We start from the raw sequence: 15,780 nt of genomic DNA, 5'->3' as shown, positions 1-15,780 counted from the left end.
GGCTCCATCCTCCCGCGGGGCGGGGCCGGACACATCCGGGGAATCCCGGAACCCGTCCCGGATGTGCGCTCCGGGGCGGAGCGGGCAGGATGGGGGCATGCAGCACCCCACCCCGCCGCAGGGCGGCCCCGCGCCGCGTGTGCGCCCGCCGCTGCTGCGGCACCACGGCGACCACCCCGTGGCCGGCGTCTGCGCAGGCCTGGCCCGGCACCTCGAGCTGCCCGTGGCCTGGGTGCGCCTGGGCATGGTGGTCCTGGCCCTGACCGGCGGCGTGGGCCTGGCCCTGTACACCTGGCTCTGGCTGTTCCTCCCGCAGGAGCGAGCGGACGGGACGGCGGACGACGACCCCGAGCTGCGCCGCCGCCTCGAGACCGGCCTCGCCCGCGTCCGCGAGGTCGGCTGGCCCGCGGTCCTCGGCGCCGCCGTCGTCTGTGTGGCCGTCCTGGTGGTGGTGCAGGCCCTGGGGGCCGACGTGGACTGGCAGACCGCGGCCCCGGTCGGCATCCTGGTGATCGGCCTCGGCGTGGCCTGGATGCAGGCGGACACCGCCGCATCCCCGGGTCGCAGCCGCGGCACCTGGCTGCGCATCGCCCTCGGCACCGCCCTGGTGCTCGTCTCCGTCCTGGCGCTCGCCGTGGACACGGCAGGCCCGGGCACGCTGTGGCTCGGGCTGCTGCTGGCCGTCGCCCTGCTCGCCGGCCTGGCCCTCGTGGCGGCGCCCTTCGTGCTCGGCCTGGTCGCCCGCCGGGAGCGGGAGCGCACCGCGCTCGCCGTGCAGACCGAGCGTGCGGAGATCGCCGCCCACCTGCACGACTCCGTGCTGCAGTCCCTGGCCCTGATCCAGCGCCGCGCCTCGGACCCGGAGACGGTCGCCCGCGTGGCCCGGGCCCAGGAGCGCGAGCTGCGCTCCTACCTCTTCGACGACCACTCCCAGGCGCCGGACGCGCTCTCCGAGGCGCTGCGCCGGGTGGCCGGGGAGGTCGAGGACGCCCACGGCCGCCGCATCGAGGTCGTCGCCGTGGGCGAGACTGAGGGCGAGTGGCTGGACCCGCTCGTGGCGGCCTCCCGCGAGGCCATGGCCAACGCCGCCCGCCACGCCGGGCACGCCCAGGTGTACGCCGAGGTCCTCGAGGACGACCAGGGGGCGATCGAGGGCGTGGACGTGTTCGTCCGGGACCGTGGCCCCGGCTTCGACCCGGATCAGCTGCCGGCTGACCGCCACGGCGTCCGCGAGTCCCTGCGGGGCAGGATGGAACGGGCCGGGGGAACGGTGCGCATACGCTCCTCTGCCGGCGGCACCGAGGTCCACCTGCACCTCGACGCCCCGGCCGTCGCCCGTCCGGAGGGCGGCGTCAGAGGCACCGACCCGCGAGAGGAGGGCGCATGAGTGAACCGGTGACCGCCGTGATCGTGGACGATCACGCCATCTTCCGTGCCGGCCTGCGCGCGGACCTGGACCCGGCCCGCGTCGAGATCGTCGGCGAGGCCGGGGACGTCGACCAGGCCGTGGCCGTCGTGCTGGAGACGGCCCCGGACGTGGTGCTGCTGGACGTGCACCTGCCCGGCGGCGCCGGCGGCGGGGGAGCGGAGGTCGCCCGTCGCGTCCTCGAACGGGCCCCGGAGCGGCGTCTGCTCGCCCTGTCCGTGTCCGACGCCGCCGAGGACGTCGTGGCCGTCATCCGCGCCGGCGCCCGCGGCTACATCACCAAGTCCGCCTCCGGCGCCGACGTGGTGGACGCCGCCGTCCGCGTGGCCGAGGGGGACGCCGTGTTCTCCCCGCGCCTGGCCGGCTTCGTCCTGGACGCCTTCCGGGGCACGGCGGCCCCGGACACGACGGCGGTCCGCCCCTCCGGTGCCCCGGACGCCTCCCCGGTCCCGACGGACCGGGACGCGCAGGACGAGGAGCTGGACCGGCTCTCCGCCCGCGAGCGCGACGTCATGCGGCTGATCGCCCGGGGCTTCACGTATCGGGAGGCGGGCGCGGAGCTGTTCATCTCGGACCGCACGGTGGAGTCCCATGTCTCCTCCGTGCTCCGCAAGCTGCAGCTGTCCAACCGCCACGAGCTCACCCGCTGGGCCGCCCGCCGCGGCTACGCGTGAGCCGGCCCCGTCCGGGAGGGGCCGGGCAGACGGAAGGCGACCGGCCGTCGTCGTCGAGGGGATCTCCTCCACGACGACGGCCGGTCGCCTCCTGCATGCGCCCTGACCGGGCGCGGGGCTCACTCGGAGAGCAGGGCGCGGATGCGTTCGGCACCCTCGGCGAGGTCGTCGTCGCCCAGCGCGTAGGACAGGCGCAGGTAGCCGGAGGGACCGAACGCCTCGCCCGGGACCACGGCCACCTCGGCCTCGTTGAGGATCAGGGCGGCCAGCTCGGCGGAGGTCGCGGGGGTGACGCCGCGGATCTCGCGGCCGAGGGCGCCGCGGACGTCCACGTAGGCGTAGAAGGCGCCCTCCGGGGTCGGGCACTCGAAGCCCGGGACGGCGTTCATGGCCTGCACCATGGCCTTGCGGCGGCGGTCGAAGGCGACCTTCATCTCATCGACGGCGTCCAGTGGGCCGGAGACGGCGGCCAGGGCGGCACGCTGCGAGACGTTGGAGACGTTCGACGTCGCGTGGGACTGCAGGTTGGTGGCGGCCTTGATGACGTCCAGCGGGCCGGCCATCCAGCCGACGCGCCAGCCGGTCATCGCGTAGGTCTTGGCCACGCCGTTGAGGATCACGGCCTGCTCGGCGAGCTCCGGGACGGCCTTCACGATCGAGGTGAACGGCACGCCGTCGTAGGTGAGGTGCTCGTAGATCTCGTCCGTGACGACCCACAGGCCGCGATCCAGCGCCCAGCGGCCCACGGCCTCGGTCTCCTCGGGGGAGTAGACGGCGCCGGTCGGGTTGGACGGGGAGACGAAGAGCAGGACCTTGGTCTTGGCGGTGACGGCCTCCTCGAGCTGGTCCACGGTGACCTTGTAGCCCTGCTCCGGGCCGGCGAAGACCTCCACGGGGACGCCGCCGGCCAGGCGGACGGACTCCGGATAGGTGGTCCAGAACGGGGTGGGGACGATGACCTCGTCTCCCGGGTCCAGCAGGGAGGCGAAGGTGTTGTACACGGCCTGCTTGCCGCCGTTGGTGATCAGCACGTGCTGGGAGTCCAGGGCCACGCCCGAGTCGCGGGCGGTCTTGGCGGCCACGGCCTCACGCAGCTCGGGCAGGCCCGCGGCTGCGGTGTAGCGGTGGTTCTTCGGGTCCTGCGCGGCGGCCACGGCGGCCTCGACGATGTAGCCCGGGGTCGGGAAGTCCGGCTCGCCGGCGCCGAAGCCGATCACGGGGCGGCCGGCGGCCTTGAGCTCCTTCGCGCGGGCATCGACGGCCAGGGTGGCGGACGGGGCGATGGAGCCGATGCGCTCTGAGACGCGGCGGGCGGGTGCGGGTGCCATGGTTTCCTCTTGACTCTCGGGAGTGCGGGCGGCCGGGCGGGTCCCGCGTCGGGCGCGCGACCCGCCTCCAGACTAGTCCGGAGGGCCGGCTGGTTCGACTTCCAGAGCCTCTATGGCGTACGCTGTTCACTCGGCACCGCGACGCGGTCCTCCGGCGAGCGGCCGGAGAACCCGGATCGGTCCCTAGGGTAGTGGCGCAATTGGTAGCGCAGCGGTCTCCAAAACCGCAGGTTGCAGGTTCGAGTCCTGTCTGCCCTGCGCATCGACGCAGCCGTTCCGGCTGCTCGAGATGACGGCAAGAACGTAACGGCGATCCGACTGAGTGAGGCCACGTGTCTGAGACGGCAGTGAGCGGCGGCGGCAGCCGCCCCGCAGACGCCCGCAAGAAGCGTGGCCTCTTCGCTCGCATCGGCCTCTTCCTGCGCCAGGTGATGGATGAGCTCCGCAAGGTGGTCACCCCCACCCGCGAGGAGCTTCTGCGCATGACCGGCGTCGTGCTCGCCTTCGTGGCGATCATGATCCTCCTGGTCATGGGGCTGGACTGGCTCTTCGGCACGGCGGCACGCTTCACCTTCGGCGGCTTCTGACCCGAGGGAGCGGCCGAGTCGGAGAGGCCGCCGCTGCGTTCCACCGTCCGCAGCCTCTGTACCACGTGAGCAGAAAGCAGGAACCCGTGTCCGAGCAGGAACTCGATCCCCAGGCCACCGAGGACGCCGCCGCCTCCGAGGCGCCCGCCCAGGCTGAGGAGATCACCGCGGACGTGACCGCGGAGACCGCCGAGACCGAGGCGCCCGCTGCCGAGGAGACCGCCGCGCCGGCCCAGGAGCCGGAGGCCCAGCAGGCCCCCGCCGAGGAGGACGAGCCCGAGGTCGACCCGGCCGAGGAGCTCCGCACCCGTCTGCGCCGCCAGCCCGGCGACTGGTACGTGGTGCACACCTACGCGGGCTACGAGAAGCGCGTCAAGACCAACCTCGAGACCCGCATCCAGACCCAGGACATGGAGGACCTGATCTACGAGATCGAGGTCCCCATGGAGGAGGTCGTGGAGATCAAGAACACCACGCGGAAGATCGTCTCCCGTGTGCGCATTCCGGGCTACGTGCTCGTCCGCATGGACCTGACCGACGCCTCGTGGGGCGTCGTCCGCCACACCCCGGGCGTCACCGGCTTCGTGGGCAACGACGCGTACCACCCGCAGCCGCTGTCCCTCGACGAGGTCTTCGACATGCTGGCCCCGTCGGTCATCCAGGAGGCCGCCAAGGCCGCGGAGAAGGAGGGCCGCCCGGCCCCCGCCGCCGCTGGGGAGTCCGGCGCTGAGGCCCAGGCCATCCACGTCGACTTCGAGGTCGGCGAGTCGGTCACCGTCAACGACGGTCCGTTCGAGACCCTCCCGGCCACGATCTCCGAGATCAAGCCGGAGGCCCAGCAGCTGGTGGTCCTCGTCTCCATCTTCGAGCGCGAGACCCCGGTCACCCTGTCCTTCAGCCAGGTCACCAAGATCCTCTGACGGGCAGACAACACAGTCGTCCCCTCGCCACCGGCCGCCTGCCGGTGGCGTCAGGGAACCGGCCGCCGCGCCACGGCGGCCACCGCCCGCAGTACGCTCCTGTGCTGCGGGTCCACCAGTGAGAGAAGGATCCGACACATGGCTCCCAAGAAGAAGGTCGCCGGCCTGATCAAGCTCCAGATCCAGGCCGGAGCTGCCAACCCGGCCCCGCCGATCGGCCCGGCCCTCGGCCAGCACGGCGTGAACATCATGGAGTTCTGCAAGGCCTACAACGCCGCCACCGAGTCGCAGCGCGGCAACGTGGTCCCGGTGGAGATCACGGTCTACGAGGACCGCTCCTTCACCTTCATCACCAAGACCCCGCCGGCCGCCGAGCTGATCAAGAAGGCCGCGGGCGTCTCCAAGGGCTCCGGCACCCCGCACACCGACAAGGTGGGCAAGCTGACCCAGGCCCAGTGCGAGGAGATCGCGCAGACCAAGATGGCGGACCTGAACGCCAACGACGTCCAGGCCGCCGCGAAGATCATCGCCGGCACCGCCCGTTCCATGGGCATCACCGTCGAGGGCTGACACCTCCACGGGACGTCCTGACGGGCGTCCACCCCACTCTTTCCACGTGGCAGGACCGAGCGCGGTCCGCAGACCACAACTGCACAAGGAGAAAACGCAGATGGCACAGCGCAGCAAGGCATACAAGGCCGCCAAGGCCGCGATCGAGGATCGCCTGTACTCCCCGGCCGAGGCGATCGCCCTGGCCAAGGAGACCAACCCGTCGAAGACCGACGCCACCGTCGAGGTCGCCATGCGCCTCTCGGTCGACCCGCGCAAGGCCGACCAGATGGTGCGCGGCTCGGTGTCGCTGCCGAACGGCACCGGCAAGACCGCCCGCGTGGTCGTGTTCGCCACCGGTGAGCGCGCCGAGGCCGCCCGTGCGGCCGGCGCCGACTTCGTCGGCGACGACGACCTCATCGCCAAGGTCCAGGGCGGCTGGGTCGACTTCGACGCCGCCGTGGCCTCCCCGGAGCTCATGGGCAAGGTCGGCCGTCTCGGCAAGGTCCTAGGTCCGCGCAACCTGATGCCGAACCCGAAGACCGGCACCGTGACCCCGGACGTGGCCAAGGCCGTGACCGACATCAAGGGCGGCAAGATCGACTTCCGCGTCGACAAGCACTCGAACCTGCATTTCATCATCGGCAAGACCTCGTTCGACGCGAAGGCGCTGACCGAGAACTACGCCGCAGCCCTGGAGGAGATCCTCCGTCTGAAGCCGGCCTCCTCCAAGGGCCGCTACATCACCAAGGCGACCGTGGCCACCACCTTCGGCCCGGGCGTCCCGATGGACCCGAGCGCCACCAAGGCCGAGGCCGAGGGCTGATCCTCGCCTGATCGCACGGTCGCCTGACCGTCCACGACGACGGCCGGTCGCCTCCCGCTCGGAGGCGGCCGGCCGTTGTCGTGTCCGCGGGCCCTGTGCGCCGAACCATGGTCGGGACCTTGTGCGCCGAACCATGGTCGGGACCCTGTACGCCGAACGACGCACGGGACCCTGTGCGCCGAACCAGAAGGAACGGCTGCTTCGCCGCGCGGGGAAGGGGCCGATTCTTCTGGCTCGACGTGTGAGGCGCGCGCAGGGCGGTTTGGCGCACGGCGCGCACAGGGCGGTTTGGCGTGCGGGGCGCACAGGGCGGTTTGGCGTGCGGGGCGCGCATGGGATACGATGGTCGAACCGAAGACCGCCGGTTGCGGTGCTCCATGCCCTCGGGCAGGAGAGCCGTCGAAGGTCCTCCGAGCGGAGGCGACCTGCGCAGGTGAAACGTGAGCCACGCGCTGACACATGGACTCCTTCGTGGAGCCCGCCGTCCCGCCGCGCCCCGTGCACCTGCACGGGGCGTTTCTCTTTGTGGGGATCGCGCGGTTCCGAATGAAGATCCCATTGAGAGGAGTGCCATGGCGACGTCTGCAAAGAAGACGGCGGTGGCCGAGCTCGCGGACCTGTTCCGTGAGTCCAGCGCCGCTGTGCTGACGGAGTACCGTGGCCTGACGGTGGGCGAGCTCAAGCAGCTTCGCGACGCCCTCCGTCAGGACGCGACCTACGCCGTGGCGAAGAACACGCTCACTGAGATCGCGGCCAAGGAGGCCGGCGTGGAGGGACTCGAGTCCCACCTGACCGGTCCGACCGCGATCGCCTTCGTGACCGGTGACCCGGTCAACGTCGCGAAGGCTCTGCGTGACTTCGCCAAGGACAACGACAAGCTCGTGCTCAAGGGCGGCTACATGGACGGCCAGCCTCTGGACGAGGCCGGCATCAAGAAGATCGCGGACCTCGAGTCCCGCGAGGTGCTGCTGTCCAAGTTCGCCGGCGCCATGAAGGGCTCCATGAACAAGGCCGCCGCCCTGTTCCAGGCCCCGCTGTCGAAGTCCGTCCGCACGGTCGAGGCGCTGCGCGCCAAGCAGGACGCCTGAGCGTCCTACCCACCCGATGGGCCGCGCGGCCCTCATCCACACCTACTTCACGTAGCAAACACGTAAAGGAGCCATCATGGCCAAGCTGACCACCGACGAGCTGCTCGCCGCCTTCGAGGAGCTGACCCTCATCGAGCTCTCCGAGTTCATCAAGGCGTTCGAGGAGAAGTTCGACGTCACCGCTGCCGCCCCGGTCGCCGTTGCCGCCGCCGGCGGTGCCGCTGCCGGCGGCGAGGCCGCCGCCGCCGAGGAGAAGGACGAGTTCGACGTCATCCTCGAGGCCGCCGGCGACAAGAAGATCGGCGTCATCAAGGAGGTGCGCGCCCTCACCTCCCTCGGCCTGAAGGAGGCCAAGGACCTGGTGGACGGCGCCCCGAAGCCGGTCCTCGAGGGCGTCAACAAGGAGACCGCCGACAAGGCCAAGGAGCAGCTCGAGGGCGCCGGCGCCACCGTCACCCTCAAGTGATGATCGCGGCCTCGCGCCGCATCTGAGCTTCGCACCCGACCCCCGTTCCGCCCTTGCGGAGCGGGGGTCGCGTCGTGTCCGGGGGGCGGTCGGCGACGACCCCGGGGGAAGGCGAGCATCCGTCGTCGGGAAGGGCCGCGGGGGAGGCGGGCAGGCTCCCTGCCCGCCACGCGGAGCCGAGGTGACGCGGGCCCGGTGGACAACCGTGGTATGGGGCGATACTCTAGATCTTTGCATCTCCCTGCTTCCGCGCGCCCTGACGACAGACCGTCGATTCAGGGCCGACGGCGCGGACGAGCGTGGCCTTCATATGGCGGTGGGCCCGCACACGGCATCTGGGCCGTCCTGGGAGAGCCGAACACGGACCCCCGAAAGCCTGTGGAAGGATCCTACGTGGTCGCCTCGAGCACCTCCAACGAAACCGCTTCCGTCTCCCCGCGTTCCGGCGCCTCCGCCGGTCGCATCTCCTTCGCCAAGATCGCCGAGCCGCTGGACGTGCCCGATCTGCTGGCGCTGCAGACCGACTCCTTCGACCGCCTCGTCGGCAACGAGCGCTGGGCCGCGCGCGCCGAGCAGGCCCAGGCCGCCGGCGACCACTCCGTGCCGGTGACCTCCGGCCTCACGGACATCTTCGAGGAGATCTCCCCGATCGAGGACTTCCAGGAGACCATGTCCCTGTCGTTCTCCGAGCCGGAGTTCGCGGACGCGAAGATGCCGGAGGAGGAGTGCAAGGAGCGCGACGCCACCTACGCCGCGCCGCTGTACGTCAAGGCCGAGTTCATGAACAACACGACCGGCGAGATCAAGCAGCAGACCGTCTTCATGGGCGACTTCCCGCTCATGACCAAGAACGGCACCTTCATCATCAACGGCACCGAGCGCGTCGTCGTGTCCCAGCTGGTCCGCTCCCCGGGCGCCTACTTCGAGCGCACCCCGGACAAGACCTCGGACAAGGAGATCTTCTCCGCCAAGATCATCCCCTCGCGCGGCGCCTGGTTCGAGCTCGAGGTGGACAAGCGCGACCAGGTGGGCGTCCGCCTGGACCGCAAGCGCAAGCAGCCGGTGACCGTGCTGCTCAAGGCCATGGGCTGGACCGAGTCCCGCATCCTCGAGGAGTTCGGCCAGTACGACTCCATCCGCGCCACCCTGGAGAAGGACGGCACCGCGGACCAGGACGAGGCCCTGCTCGACATCTACCGCAAGCTGCGCCCGGGAGAGCCGGCCGCCGTGGATGCCGCCCAGACCCTGCTGAACAACCTGTACTTCACCCCGAAGCGCTACGACCTGGCGAAGGTGGGCCGCTACAAGCTCAACCGCAAGCTGGGCGTGGACGTGCCGCTGTCCGATCCGCACTCCACCGTGCTGACCGAGGACGACGTGGCCCAGATGGTGCACTTCATCTGCGCCCTGCACGCCGGCGAGTCCACCATCAAGGGCACCCACGACGGCGAGGACGTGGACGTGCGCGTCGAGATCGACGACATCGACCACTTCGGCAACCGCCGCATCCGCGCCGTGGGCGAGCTGATCGAGAACCAGATCCGCACCGGCCTGTCCCGGATGGAGCGCGTCGTGCGTGAGCGCATGACCACCCAGGACGTCGAGGCGATCACCCCGCAGACCCTGATCAACATCCGCCCGGTCGTGGCGTCGATCAAGGAGTTCTTCGGCACCTCCCAGCTGTCCCAGTTCATGGACCAGAACAACCCGCTGGCGGGCCTGACGCACAAGCGTCGCCTGTCCGCGCTCGGCCCGGGCGGCCTCTCGCGCGACCGTGCCGGCATGGAGGTCCGCGACGTCCACCCGTCGCACTACGGCCGCATGTGCCCGATCGAGACCCCTGAGGGGCCGAACATCGGCCTCATCGGCTCGCTCGCGACCTTCGGTCGCATCAACTCCTTCGGCTTCATCGAGACCCCGTACCGTCGCGTCGAGGACGGCAGGGTCACCGACAAGGTCGACTACCTGACCGCGGACGACGAGCTCGGCTGCCAGATCGCGCAGGCGAACGCGCCGGTGGGCGAGGACGGCCGCTTCATCGAGGACCTGGTCCTCTGCCGTCAGCGCGGCGGCGGCGGCGAGCCGGTGCTGTCCGCTGTGGACGACATCGACTACATGGACGTCTCCCCGCGCCAGATGGTGTCGGCCGCGACCGCCCTGATCCCCTTCCTCGAGCACGACGACGCCAACCGCGCGCTCATGGGCGCCAACATGCAGCGCCAGGCCGTGCCGCTGCTGCAGTCCGAGGCCCCGTACGTGGGCACCGGCATGGAGAAGTACGTGGCCGTGGACGCCGGCGACTCCGTGACGGCCACCGCGGCCGGCGTCGTGACCGAGGTGGCCGCCGACCTGGTGACCGTCATGAACGACGACGGCACCACCACGCACTACCCGATCATGAAGTTCGCCCGCTCGAACCAGGGCAACGCGTACAACCAGCGCGTGCGTGTGTCCGAGGGCGACCGCGTGGAGCCGCTGAGCATCATCGCCGACGGCCCCGCCACCGACAACGGCGAGCTCGCCCTGGGCAAGAACCTGCTCGTGGCGTTCATGCCGTGGGAGGGCCTCAACTACGAGGACGCCATCATCCTGTCCCAGCGCATGGTCTCCGACGACGTGCTGACCTCGATCCACATCGAGGAGTACGAGGTCGACGCCCGAGACACCAAGCTGGGCGCCGAGGAGATCACCCGCGACATCCCGAACGTGTCCGACGAGGTGCTGTCCCAGCTCGACGAGCGCGGCATCATCCACATCGGCGCCGAGGTGGAGGCCGGCGACATCCTCGTCGGCCGTGTCACTCCGAAGGGCGAGACCGAGCTGACCCCGGAGGAGCGCCTGCTGCGCGCCATCTTCGGCGAGAAGTCCCGCGAGGTGCGCGACACCTCGCTGAAGGTGCCCCACGGCGAGTCCGGCACCGTCATCGGCGTGCGCATCTTCGACCGCGACGAGGACGACGACCTGCCTCCGGGCGTGAACCAGCTGGTCCGCGTCTACGTCGCGCAGAAGCGCAAGATCACCGACGGAGACAAGATGGCCGGCCGTCACGGCAACAAGGGCGTTATCTCCAAGATCCTGCCGGTGGAGGACATGCCGTTCCTCGCCGACGGCACCCCGGTGGACGTCATCCTGAACCCGCTCGGCGTGCCGGGCCGAATGAACCTCGGCCAGGTCATGGAGCTGCACCTGGGCTGGGCCGCCTCCCGCGGCTGGGACATCCAGGGTGAGCCCGAGTGGATCAAGGACCTGCCGAACTTCCCGCGGCAGTCCGGACCGGTCAACGTCGCCACCCCGGTGTTCGACGGTGCCGAGGCCTACGAGATCGAGGGCCTGCTGGGCCACGTCAACGTGACCCCCGACGGCGAGCGCCTGATGGGCACCGACGGCAAGGCCCGGCTGTTCGACGGCCGCACCGGCGAGCCGTTCCCGGACCCGATCTCCGTCGGCTACATGTACATGCTGAAGCTGCACCACCTCGTGGACGACAAGATCCACGCGCGCTCCACCGGCCCGTACTCGATGATCACCCAGCAGCCGCTCGGCGGAAAGGCCCAGTTCGGTGGCCAGCGCTTCGGCGAGATGGAGGTGTGGGCGCTCGAGGCGTACGGCGCCGCCTTCACCCTCCAGGAGCTGCTGACCATCAAGTCGGACGACATCCACGGGCGTGTGAAGGTGTACGAGGCCATCGTGAAGGGCGAGAACATCCCGGAGCCGGGCGTTCCGGAGTCCTTCAAGGTCCTCATCAAGGAGATGCAGTCCCTGTGCCTCAACGTGGAGGTCCTCTCCGCGGACGGGCAGACCGTCGAGATGCGTGACTCGGATGACGAGAGCTTCCGGGCCGCCGAGGAGCTGGGCATCGACCTGTCCCACGCCGAGCCGAGCTCGGTCGAGGAAGTCTGAGCCCCTCGCTCCCGCACCCACAAGACGTCACCTGAGAACCACTGAACTGAGGAGTTCACCGGAACATGACCGTTCACAGCATGTCCACTGACAACTCTTTCGGCCTGATGCGCATCGGCCTGGCCACGGCGGAGGACATCCGCCGCTGGTCCTACGGCGAGGTGAAGAAGCCGGAGACCATCAACTACCGCACCCTCAAGCCGGAGAAGGACGGGCTCTTCTGCGAGCGCATCTTCGGCCCCACCCGTGACTGGGAGTGCGCCTGCGGCAAGTACAAGCGCGTGCGCTTCAAGGGCATCGTCTGCGAGCGCTGCGGCGTCGAGGTGACCCGCTCCAAGGTGCGCCGCGACCGCATGGGCCACATCGAGCTCGCCGCCCCCGTGACCCACATCTGGTACTTCAAGGGCGTGCCCTCGCGCCTGGGCTACCTGCTGGACCTGGCCCCGAAGGACCTCGAGAAGGTCATCTACTTCGCGGCCTACATGATCACCTCTGTGGACGAGGAGGCCCGCCACAAGGACCTGCCGAACCTGCAGGCCGAGCACGACCAGGAGACCCGTGTCCTGGCCGAGCAGCGCGACGCGGACATCGCCGCGATCGCCGGTGACCTGGAGAAGGACCTGGCCAAGCTGGAGTCCGAGGGCGCCAAGGCCGCGGAGAAGAAGAAGGCCCGCGACGCCGCGGACAAGACCATGGCGCAGATCCGCAAGCGTGCGGACGCGGAGCTGGACCGCAAGGAGCAGGTCTGGGACCGCTTCAAGAACCTCAAGGTCGCCGACCTCGAGGGCGATGAGGGTCTCTACCGCGCCATGCGCGACAAGTACGGCCAGTACTTCACCGGTGCCATGGGCGCGGAGGCCATCCAGAAGCGCCTGGAGACCTTCGACCTCGAGGCCGAGGCCGAGATGCTGCGCGAGACCATCAAGACCGGCAAGGGCCAGCGCAAGACCCGCGCCCTGAAGCGTCTGAAGGTCGTCAACGCGTTCCTGACCACGGACAACTCCCCGGAGGGCATGGTCCTCGACGCGGTCCCGGTGATCCCGCCGGAGCTGCGCCCGATGGTCCAGCTGGACGGCGGCCGCTTCGCGACCTCCGACCTCAACGACCTCTACCGTCGCGTGATCAACCGCAACAACCGCCTGAAGCGCCTGCTCGACCTCGGTGCCCCCGAGATCATCGTGAACAACGAGAAGCGCATGCTCCAGGAGTCCGTGGACTCCCTGTTCGACAACGGCCGTCGCGGCCGCCCGGTCACCGGCCCGGGCAACCGCCCGCTGAAGTCGCTCTCCGACATGCTCAAGGGCAAGCAGGGCCGCTTCCGCCAGAACCTGCTCGGCAAGCGCGTCGACTACTCGGGCCGTTCGGTCATCGTGGTCGGCCCGCAGCTGAAGCTGCACCAGTGCGGCCTGCCGAAGCAGATGGCGCTGGAGCTGTTCAAGCCGTTCGTGATGAAGCGCCTCGTGGACCTGAACCACGCGCAGAACATCAAGTCCGCCAAGCGCATGGTGGAGCGCTTCCGCCCCCAGGTGTGGGACGTGCTCGAAGAGGTCATCACCGAGCACCCGGTGCTGCTGAACCGCGCACCCACCCTGCACCGTCTGGGCATCCAGGCCTTCGAACCGCAGCTCGTCGAGGGCAAGGCACTCCAGCTGCACCCGCTGGTCTGCTCGGCGTTCAACGCGGACTTCGACGGCGACCAGATGGCGGTCCACCTGCCGCTGTCGCCGGAGGCCCAGGCCGAGGCCCGACTGCTCATGCTCTCGAGCCACAACATCCTGAAGCCGTCGGACGGCCGCGCTGTGGCCGTCCCCGCACAGGACATGATCATCGGCCTGAACCACCTGACCACCGTCCGCGAGGACGAGGTCGGCGCCGGCCGCGAGTTCTCCTCGGTCGCCGAGGCCATCATGGCCTTCGACGCCGGCGAGCTGCACCTGAACGCCCCGGCCACGATCGCGGTGGAGGGCTTCGTGCCCTCGGCCGCCGTGTCCGCTCCCGAGGAGTGGAACGAGGGTGAGCCCGCCCTGATCGAGACGACCCTGGGCAAGGTCATCTTCAACGACCTGCTGCCGGCCGACTACCCGTGGCTGGACACCCAGGCCACCAAGGGCACCCTCGGCAAGCTGGTCAACGACCTGGCCGAGCGCTACCCGATGGCCGTCACCGCCCAGACGCTGGACAACCTCAAGGACGCCGGCTTCTACTGGGGCACCTGGTCGGGAGTCACCGTGGCCATCTCCGACATCACCTCGGACATGGACAAGGCCGCCATCATGGAGGGCTACGAGGAGCAGGCCCGCCGTGTGCAGGCCCAGTACGACAAGGGCCTCATCGCGGACGACGAGCGTCGCTCCGAGCTGATCGACATCTGGAACAAGGCGACCGACGAGGTCGCCGAGGCCATGCGTGCCGGCCTGCCGACGCTGAACACCATCAACCGCATGGTGACCTCCGGTGCACGAGGCAACTGGCTCCAGGTGCGCCAGATCGCGGGCATCCGCGGCCTGGTGGCGAACCCGCAGGGCGAGATCATCCCGCGTCCGATCAAGTCCTCCTACCGCGAGGGCCTGTCCGTGCTCGAGTACTTCATCGCGACCCACGGCGCCCGCAAGGGCCTCGCGGACACCGCGCTGAAGACCGCGAACTCGGGGTACCTGACCCGACGTCTCGTGGACGTCTCCCAGGACGTCATCGTCCGCGAGGAGGACTGCGGCACCGAGCGCGGCCTGGCCGTGACCATCGCCGTGGCCGACGCCAACGGCGAGCTGCGGCAGCACGAGACGGTGGAGAACTCGGCGTTCGCCCGCACCCTGGCGACCGATGTGGAGGTCGACGGCACGGTGGTGGCGAAGGGCGGCGCCGACGTGGGCGACGTCCTGATCGGCGAGCTCGTGGCCGCCGGCGTGACCGAGATCAAGGTCCGCTCGGTCCTGACCTGCGAGTCCGCCGTGGGCACCTGCGCGAAGTGCTACGGCCGCTCCATGGCCACCGGCCAGATGGTGGACATCGGCGAGGCGGTGGGCATCATCGCCGCCCAGTCGATCGGTGAGCCGGGCACCCAGCTGACCATGCGTACCTTCCACACCGGCGGTGTGGCGTCCGCGGACGACATCACGCAGGGTCTGCCGCGTATCCAGGAGCTGTTCGAGGCCCGCACGCCGAAGGGCATGGCCCCGATCTCCGAGGTCGCCGGCCGTGTGACCGTCGAGGACGACGAGACCTCGATCCGCCTGATCCTGACTCCGGACGACGGCTCCGAGGAGATCGCCTACCCGGTGCTGCGCCGTGCGCGCCTGCTGGTGGAGGACGGCGAGCACGTGGCGGTGGGCACCCAGCTGGTGGCCGGTGCGGTGGACCCGAAGCAGGTGCTGCGCGTGCTCGGCCCGCGAGCCGCCCAGCGCTTCCTCGTGGACGAGGTGCAGAACGTGTACCAGTCCCAGGGTGTGGGCATCCACGACAAGCACGTGGAGGTCATCGTCCGCCAGATGCTGCGTCGCATCACCGTGATCGAGTCCGGTGAGACCGACCTGCTGCCGGGCGAGCTGACCGACCGCGTCCGCTTCGTGGCCGCCAACCGCGCCGCCGTGTCCGAGGGCCGTCAGCCGGCCTCCGGCCGTGACGAGCTCATGGGCATCACCAAGGCCTCGCTGGCGACCGACTCGTGGCTGTCCGCCGCGTCCTTCCAGGAGACGACCCGCGTGCTCACGCAGGCCGCCATGGAGGGCAAGGAGGACCCGCTGCTGGGCCTGAAGGAGAACGTGATCATCGGCAAGCTGATCCCGGCCGGCACCGGCCTGGACCGCTACACCCAGACCGTGGTGGAGCCGACCGAGGAGGCGAAGGCGAACCTGTTCACCTCGCCCTCCGGCTTCGCGGACTTCGACTACCCGGGCCTGGACCAGTCCATGGGCGGCGACTTCCACGCCATGACCCTGGACGACTACGGCCGCGGCGGCGACTTCCGCGCCTGACCCGGTCCGGATCCGTCGGTTCCGGTCGGCTGCGCTGAGGGCCCG

General features: G+C 70.1%; 11 protein-coding genes and 1 tRNA gene. 11 read left to right on the top strand and 1 reads right to left on the bottom strand.

Annotated elements, in window-relative coordinates; translation table 11 throughout:
• Positions 1-97: 97 nt before the first annotated feature.
• Positions 98-1,387 (top strand): ATP-binding protein, encoded by a 1,290-nt coding sequence (locus tag FM125_RS04710; RefSeq protein ID WP_087133799.1) that lies wholly within the window; start codon positions 98-100, stop codon positions 1,385-1,387.
• A complete protein-coding gene (locus FM125_RS04705; protein ID WP_087133798.1) occupies positions 1,384-2,100 on the top strand; it encodes a response regulator in 717 nt (238 codons plus the stop codon). Before FM125_RS04710 ends, FM125_RS04705 begins: the two co-directional genes overlap by 4 nt.
• A 119-nt stretch (positions 2,101-2,219) precedes the next feature.
• Here the strand turns inward: FM125_RS04705 and FM125_RS04700 are convergent, their stop codons facing one another.
• On the bottom strand, positions 2,220-3,428 hold the full coding sequence (locus FM125_RS04700) for a pyridoxal phosphate-dependent aminotransferase (RefSeq protein WP_087133797.1): 1,209 nt from the start codon (positions 3,426-3,428) through the stop codon (positions 2,220-2,222).
• Positions 3,429-3,613: 185 nt separating this feature from the next.
• On the opposite strand from FM125_RS04700, the gene FM125_RS04695 reads away from it, so the two are divergent.
• The 9 genes from FM125_RS04695 to FM125_RS04655 all read left to right on the top strand — a co-directional run bounded on the left by FM125_RS04695 (position 3,614) and on the right by FM125_RS04655 (position 15,735).
• Positions 3,614-3,686 (top strand) — tRNA-Trp (locus FM125_RS04695).
• Between the two features lie 74 nt (positions 3,687-3,760).
• Positions 3,761-4,015 (top strand): preprotein translocase subunit SecE, encoded by a 255-nt coding sequence (secE, locus tag FM125_RS04690; protein ID WP_067188476.1) that lies wholly within the window; start codon positions 3,761-3,763, stop codon positions 4,013-4,015.
• 86 nt (positions 4,016-4,101) lie between these two features.
• Positions 4,102-4,935 (top strand): transcription termination/antitermination protein NusG, encoded by an 834-nt coding sequence (gene nusG, locus FM125_RS04685; RefSeq protein ID WP_067188475.1) that lies wholly within the window; start codon positions 4,102-4,104, stop codon positions 4,933-4,935.
• A gap of 138 nt (positions 4,936-5,073) precedes the next feature.
• Positions 5,074-5,505 carry a 50S ribosomal protein L11 gene (rplK, locus tag FM125_RS04680; protein ID WP_067188473.1) on the top strand — a complete coding sequence of 144 codons (432 nt, stop codon included), beginning with the start codon at positions 5,074-5,076 and terminating at the stop codon, positions 5,503-5,505.
• 100 nt (positions 5,506-5,605) lie between these two features.
• Positions 5,606-6,310, top strand: a complete 705-nt coding sequence (gene rplA, locus FM125_RS04675) for a 50S ribosomal protein L1 (RefSeq protein WP_067188471.1) — start codon at positions 5,606-5,608, stop codon at positions 6,308-6,310.
• Positions 6,311-6,882: 572 nt separating this feature from the next.
• Entirely contained in the window at positions 6,883-7,398 is a 516-nt protein-coding gene (rplJ, locus tag FM125_RS04670) for a 50S ribosomal protein L10 (protein WP_067188469.1), read from the top strand.
• Between the two features lie 76 nt (positions 7,399-7,474).
• A complete protein-coding gene (rplL, locus tag FM125_RS04665; protein WP_067188467.1) occupies positions 7,475-7,864 on the top strand; it encodes a 50S ribosomal protein L7/L12 in 390 nt (129 codons plus the stop codon).
• Between the two features lie 393 nt (positions 7,865-8,257).
• Positions 8,258-11,764 carry a DNA-directed RNA polymerase subunit beta gene (gene rpoB / locus FM125_RS04660; RefSeq protein ID WP_067188465.1) on the top strand — a complete coding sequence of 1,169 codons (3,507 nt, stop codon included), beginning with the start codon at positions 8,258-8,260 and terminating at the stop codon, positions 11,762-11,764.
• An 80-nt stretch (positions 11,765-11,844) separates the two neighbouring features.
• A complete protein-coding gene (locus FM125_RS04655) occupies positions 11,845-15,735 on the top strand; it encodes a DNA-directed RNA polymerase subunit beta' (protein ID WP_087133796.1) in 3,891 nt (1,296 codons plus the stop codon).
• The last annotated feature ends 45 nt before the right edge of the window (positions 15,736-15,780 follow it).

This window comes from Micrococcus lylae (genome assembly GCF_900163825.1).
Classification (GTDB): domain Bacteria; phylum Actinomycetota; class Actinomycetes; order Actinomycetales; family Micrococcaceae; genus Micrococcus; species Micrococcus lylae.
This window is presented reverse-complemented; position numbering and strand designations above follow the sequence as displayed.